The following is a 6,898-nucleotide window of genomic DNA, read 5'->3' on the forward strand; positions in this document are numbered from 1 at the left end:
GCCTTATCTGGACAGTCTGCGCCGTCCGCAACATTGCAGTAAGGTCGGCGATGGACGCCCACGGTAGGCAGTAATCAGGCTGGCCGTAGCGCTGACCCAAGAGCTGGCGGAGGCCAGCCTGATTGCTGCCGGGCCATAGTGCGCATCGGTGTGAAGGTCAGCTTCCGGGTGGGGGGTCCGGGGGGAGGGCTTCGCGCCGGTGTCGATCATTACTGTTTGCGAGTGCCGCGAGGCCAGGGGCCTCGATGCGCATGTGCCGCTAATCCTGCGCGGCGACGCGCTCTATGATCCCGATCTGGATCGCTTCTTTCTCGACCTGCCGCTGTCGGGCGTCCGCTCGCGGCACTCGCTTCGCGCCTATGCCTATGATGTCGTAGTCTGGCTTCGCTTTCTCGATGCCTGCGGCAAGACCGTGTGGGCTGCGACCCGCGACGATGTCGACGCCTATCATCGTGAGCGACGCCGCGACGATGCCGATCACCGGATAGCGGCGGCAAGCTGGAACCGCGCCGTCGCCAGCCTCGATCGCCTTTACCGTTGGGGCGAGCAGCAAGGGTTGATCGCCGACGCGCCGTTCAGCCGCCGCGCCGTGTGGCGACCGGCGCAAGGTGGCCGTCGCGGCATGATCGCGGCGCGCAACGATGCCTATGAACGTGTCGCCAGGCGATCGGATGTCCGTTTCGTCACGATGGATGACTACCGCATTTTCCGCGAGGTCGGCCTGCGCGGCCTTACCCCTGACGGCACGGAGCGCCCCGGCGCTCGCGATCGTAACGGGCTGCGCAATGCGCTGTTCGCCGATCTTCTCGTCACCACCGGCCTGCGCCTCGAAGAGGCGTCGGGCTTGCTCACCGCCGAGCTCGCGGCGATCGACCGCGAGGACGGTGACGTCCAACAACTTTGGTTGCCCCTTCCGCCGCCGCTCACCAAGGGCGACCGCGGACGCAGCGTTCTGGTCCCACGCCGGCTGCTTCGTCAGATCGCCGCCTATGTCGCGGTCGAGCGCGCCGCGGGCGTGGCCAAGTTCGCCGCGCGCGACGGTGCGGCCAGCTTCGACCGACCGATCCCTGTCACCCGCGCCGGTCTCGACCGCATGCGCGATATCTGCACCCCGGAGGAACGATGCCGCCTGATCCTGTGCGACGAGGATGGAACGCCCCGCGAGCCGGCGGCGCTATGGCTGACCGAGGTCGGCCAGCCTGTCCGCCCCAACTCGTGGGAGGTGATCTTCACCCGCGCCTGCAAGCGGTGCGCACAGAACGGCTTCCCGCTGTCGATCAGCCCGCACCAGCTTCGCCACGCCTTCGCAGTCCATATGCTCGCCTTGCTGATCCAGCAGCGGCTGCGCGAAGCGGCATTGCCGGTGGGGCCGGTGGAGAGCTATCGGCTGATCCTGGGCGACCCGCTGCAACAGGTGCAACGCCTGCTTGGCCACGCCAGCCTCACCACCACCTATATCTACCTCGACCATATCGCGACCCGCGCCGATACGGTGGACGCGGCCGTCGAGGGGCTGCTGGCGTTACTGCCGGGGCCGCAAGGCGTATGAGCGGGCGTCCCCGCAAGGGCCGGCCTGTCGCCTTTGCGCCGATCACGCCGGAGCGATCGCAGCCCGATCCTGTGCTCGGCCTCAAGTTCACCATCGAGGCGCGGCATGGCGGAACGGTCCTAGTCGATATGACCGGGCTCGATCCTCGCCCACTCGCCATCGCTTTCGCCGGTGCGCTGCGTCGATCGGCGGCGCTCGGCGGCCCCATCGGTGCGGCCAGCGTCATCAAGCAGTATGTTCAGGTCTATCGCCACTTCTTCGCCTGGCTTGGCGATGATGCGCCGGAGGTGACCGGCGTCAACGACCTGCGCGCAGTCCATATCGATGGCTTTGCGTCCGCGCTCGAACGGCGTGGGATGGGCGCGATCCACCGGCACATAACGGTCGGCAAGGTCATCAACACGCTGCGCGCGATCGAGGCAGACCGGCCCGATCGGATCGCGCCCGACCTGCATGAGCGGCTGCGCTACACGCTGGCCACTTCGGCGGGCCGCTCGACCCCGCGCGATGCCTATAGCCCCTTCGTCGCCCGCGCGCTGCGCGACGCCGCGAGGGCCGATATCGAAGCGATGCTTCGCCGCCTCGGCGCCGACGACCGCACTGATGAGGGCGACCCTGTCGTCGCCAGGGCGCGCGCCGATGTCGAAGCGATCATCGCGCGGCAGGGCTTTATCGTCGCAGACCAGCCCGCGCTGAAGCGCCTCTATTTCATGCGCATGCGGCGCGGATTGCCGATCAGCACGCTCATCGACGACCTGCATGGCCGCCATCATCTGCTCGCGCGCGATCTGCCGGCGCTGCTCGTGCTGCTCACGCTCGATACCGGCCTCGAGCCGGAGTGCCTGAAGACGCTGACCGTGGATTGTCTCACCAACCCGCATGCCGGCACGGTGGAGCTACGCTATCTGAAGCGCCGCGCCCGCGGTGCCGAGCACAAGAGCATGCGGGTCCGCGATGGTGGTAGCGGCACACCCGGCGGCCTCATGCGTCGCCTGATCGACGTCACCGCCGTCGCACGCGAGCATCTGACCGACGATTGCCTCTGGCTCTATCACAACGTTGGCGGCCTTCGCGCCGGCATCGTCGATCCCAAGTTCCAACTCGCCGCCTGGGCTCGTCGCCATGGTATCGCCGGCGATGATGGGAAGCCGCTCCATCTGCTGCTTTCCCGGCTGCGCAAGACCCACAAGGCGCTATGGTACACCAAGACCGAGGGGCATATGGCCCGCTTCGCGGTCGGTCACACCCGCGAGGTCGCGGCGCGCCACTATGCCGATCTGCCGTCGCTCCGGCCGTTGCACGAGGCGGCCGTCGCCGATGCCTTCCGCGCAGCGGTCGCTGCGGCGATGCCGACCGTGCTTCCACCCACCGCCGAGCAGGCGCTGCGCGAAGCGCCCGAACAGGTCGCGTCGCTGATGTCGGCTGATACGGTGGGTCCGGTGCTCGACGGCGAACAGGATGTCTGGCTCGCCGCCTGCGCGGGCTTCCATAGCAGTCCTTTCGCCGAGCCCGGTTCGCCCTGCGCGCAGCCCTTCTGGGGCTGCCTCGATTGTCCCAACGCCGTCATCACCGCGCGCAAGCTCCCCGCGATCCTCGCCTTTCTCGCGTTCGTCGAAGAGCAGCGATGCAGCCTGCCGGCGAGCGACTGGGCCGCCAAGTTCGGCCGCGTCCACACCCGGATCACGGTCCAGGTCCTGCCGGTCTTCTCCGATGCCGTTATCGCCGAAGCGCGCCGGCAGATGGGGAGCGAACGGCTCTATCTGCCGCCGGAGGCACGCGCATGACCACGCCCGTCCATGCCCTCGTGCCCGCGTTCGACGATCGCCCTGTGCTGGCGAGCGCGCCGCTCAAGGCGGGCCATGCCCGCGAGGAGCTGTCGCACGTCGGCGACCCGACCTGGGATCTCGGTCCCGCCGTCTTCCGCGAGAACGCTCGGCGCTGCCACGTCACCGTGCATTTCGACGTGCTCGAACATGCCGATGTGCAGGCGGCAATGCGCGCCTATCTCTACGCCCGCCTCAACGTCGGTCTTCCCGGCTACCACCCGAAGCTGCCGCCCGCCAGCATCCGACAGGCATTCAACCGGGCTCGCCGGTTCTTCGCCTTCGCGCGCGAGCGGCTTGGGCGGCTCGACCTGGGCCGCATCGATCAGGCGCTGATCGACGCTTATGCGCGCCACCTGCGGGATGATTCAGCGCGGCGCCCCGTCATCGTCGGCCAGCTCTTGCAGGTGGTCACCGATCTCTACCATCTCCGGGATCACCTGCCTGGAGGCGGTCTCGGGTTCGAGCCGTGGGCCGGGCAAGCGGCTGCGCGCGTCGCCGGATATCGGCATGTGCGCGAGAACCGCACCCCACGCATGCCGGAGGAGATTGTCACGCCGCTGCTCGCCTGGTCGCTGCGCTATGTCACGACCTTCGCGACCGATATTCTGGCGGCTCGGGTCGCGCTCGATCGGCTCGAGGCAGTCCGCGCTCGGCTGCTCGCCGCCGAACGCGGACTGCCTGATGCAGAGCGCCGCCTGCGGCAGCGCGCGCGCCTCGAGCGCTATCTCGCGCGCCGAGCCCGGCAAGGACGCGGCGTGCCCATCTGGACGACGGCACACAACGGCGCCACGCGCATCGATCCCCTCACCGGGGATGCAACCCCGCCGATCAACGCCCATCTCCTCCATTTGCATGCCGGCATCGATGCCGTCGCCGAGCCGGCCATGCATCTCATGCTCACTACCGGCGCACCGGATGTCATTCGCGAAGCGGTTGCATCGCTTGGTACCGAGGTCGGCGGCATGGACACGCCGATCTCGATCGCTCCCGAGAGCGGTCGGCCATGGCGTGCCCGCTTCGACGTGAAGACCCTAGCGATCGAGGAGCGGATGCTGCAGGCCGCCGCCTATATCGTATGCGCCTATCTGACCGGCATGCGCGACTGCGAGGTCCAGGCGATGCGGCGCGGCTGCCTCTCGATCGCGCGCAGCGAAGACGGCCTGATCGAGCGGCAACGCGTCCGATCGACCCTCTACAAGCGCCGATCGAGCGCCGGTGAGTCGGCGAGCTGGGTGACGATCGAACCGGTGGCCGAGGCGATCACGGTGCTCGAACGGCTGTCGGAACACGCGGCACGGAAGACTGGAAGCGACACGCTCTGGCCGGTGCTTCGTCCCCGCGCTGTCACCAAGACGCATCTGTCGAGCGAGGTGGTCCGCCAGCTCAACGCCTTCCGCGACCACCTCAACATCGTCTTCGGCAGCCCCGATGCGCCGGTCATCCCACCCGGCCCCGATGGCAAGCCGTGGCGCATCACGACGCGGCAGTTCCGGCGCACCATCGCGTGGCACATCGCCAACCGTCCGTTCGGCACCATCGCCGGCATGATCCAGTACAAGCATGCCTCGGTCGCCGCTTTCGAGGGCTATGCCGGGACCAGTGGATCGGGGTTTCGCGCAGAGGTCGAGGCGCAGCGCCGGCTCGGTCAGATTGACGACCTGCTGGACTATTTCGACCGGCGTCAGGGCGGCGCATCGCTCGGCGGTCCGGCGGGACCGCGTATCGCGCGGACGCTCGACGATGCCGCCGTCAAGCTCGGGCCGTTGCCCGCCATGATCGCCGATCGCGCCCGCCTGCGCGTCATGCTCGCCAGCGTCGCGCGCACCTTCCATGTCGGCCCGCTCGCGGATTGCTTCTTTGATCCCGCGACCGCGCTCTGCCTCAAGCGCGTGACGACCCCCGATCCCGCGCAGCCGCTCACCGCCCTGTGCGAGCCGACCCGCTGTCCCAACGCCTGCATCACCGCCCGCCACAGGCCGGCTTGGGAACGCGCGGCGGCCGATGCCAGCGAGCATCTACGCGAACGGCGTATCTCCGATCTCCAGCGTCAGGCTCTCCAGCGCGAGCTGGATCGCCTGACCGCGGTGATTGCCGGGATCGATCCTCCCGCGCCGTAGACCACCCCGGCTGTTGGCGGAGTCCTGCGCCGGTCGGCGCGCCCGCGCAACGGCTCCGCCGTCCTTCGCTTCGCTGCGGCCCTGACGGGTGCGCGAGCCCCCCTGTGCCCGGCGCGAACGGGCCTCCGCCGCCGGGGATGGTCCCCGGCGCGAGAACGGAGAACAGATCATGTCAGCCTCACAACGCTCAGACGTCTACGCTCGCGTCACGCAAGCGATCGTCGACGCCATCGAAGCCGGCACTGGCACCTGGCGCATGCCGTGGCATTCTGGCGCCGACGTCACCCGCCCGACCAACGTCGCCAGCGGCAAGCCCTATCGCGGCATAAATACGGTCTCGCTCTGGGCGGCCGCCTATGGCAGCGGCTATGCGAGCGGCGTCTGGGGCACCTATCGCCAGTGGCAGGCGCTCGGCGCGCAGGTCCGCAAGGGCGAGCAGGCCAGCCTCGGCATCCTCTGGAAGGAGTTTCACGCGAAGGGCGACGACGCCGGCGACGATGACGACCATCGACGGCTTTTCGCCAAGGCGTTCAGCCTGTTCAACGCCGATCAGGTCGATGGCTACGCGCCCGAACCGGGGCCGGACCTGCCTGAGAGCGAACGCCTCGCCGCCGCCGAAGCCTTCGTCGCCGCGCTCGGCATCGATACTGTCTACGGCTCGGCCAGCGCCTATTATCATATCGCCGAAGACCGCATTCACATGCCGGATTTCAGCGCCTTCCACGACGCCCACGGCTTCTACGCCACCCATATTCACGAGGCCGCTCATGCCAGTGGCGCAGCCCATCGGCTTGACCGGGATTTCAGCGCCAAGTGGACCAGGCACGCGCTCGCCATGGAGGAAGCGACCGCCGAGCTGACTGCATCGTTCCTGCTTGCCGATCTCGGGATCGCACACGAACCGCGACCCGATCACGCGGCCTATATCGCCTCCTGGCTGCAACTGCTCAAGGAGGAACCCCGGGCGATCTTCACCGCGGCGAGCAAGGCGCAGGCGGCGGCCGACTGGATGCACGCCCAGCAGCCATGATCCAGCAGCGACCAAGGCTGAGCGGCCGATCCCTCGCGGGCTCGGCCGCTTCGTCGCGCACGGCGATGCGCGGGCTTCGCCCGCTCACCAGCGGACGCCGCTGGCGCGGCGGCGCTGATTTCGGGGCCTCCCTCGATGCGGGTCTGGTCGGCGCTCCCTGCTAGGCCCGCCACGGCGCGCCGCAAGCCCGGCTTCGCCGAGCTGCTCCATTTCATTTCGCCCCTCCGGGTGCGGCCTGCCGCTTGCGCGGGCCTCTCCGGTCGTTCTCGCCGCCCACCCCCGCCTCGGGGGAGCCATGGGGTTTTTGGGCAGTGCTGGAGGCACCGATGGTTTTCACCTTCCAACCGCCATTTTTCGCTGGACTGTCAGGATATGT

The 6,898-nt window shown here is 68.6% G+C and carries 4 protein-coding genes; all 4 read left to right on the top strand.

Features of this window, described 5'->3' with window-relative positions:
* Positions 1-199: 199 nt before the first annotated feature.
* Complete coding sequence (locus tag J3474_RS21885; RefSeq protein ID WP_129927739.1) at positions 200-1,549, top strand: site-specific integrase; 1,350 nt, start codon at positions 200-202, stop codon at positions 1,547-1,549.
* On the top strand, positions 1,546-3,333 hold the full coding sequence (locus J3474_RS21890; protein WP_021224414.1) for a hypothetical protein: 1,788 nt from the start codon (positions 1,546-1,548) through the stop codon (positions 3,331-3,333). Before J3474_RS21885 ends, J3474_RS21890 begins: the two co-directional genes overlap by 4 nt.
* Entirely contained in the window at positions 3,330-5,492 is a 2,163-nt protein-coding gene (locus J3474_RS21895) for an integrase (protein ID WP_129927740.1), read from the top strand. The genes J3474_RS21890 and J3474_RS21895 overlap by 4 nt, the downstream gene beginning before the upstream one ends.
* Positions 5,493-5,661: 169 nt before the next feature.
* Entirely contained in the window at positions 5,662-6,522 is an 861-nt protein-coding gene (locus J3474_RS21900; RefSeq protein WP_129927741.1) for an ArdC family protein, read from the top strand.
* Positions 6,523-6,898: the final 376 nt, after the last annotated feature.

Origin of the sequence: Novosphingobium sp. PY1 (assembly GCF_017312445.1) — a bacterium.
Taxonomy (GTDB): Bacteria; Pseudomonadota; Alphaproteobacteria; order Sphingomonadales; family Sphingomonadaceae; genus Novosphingobium.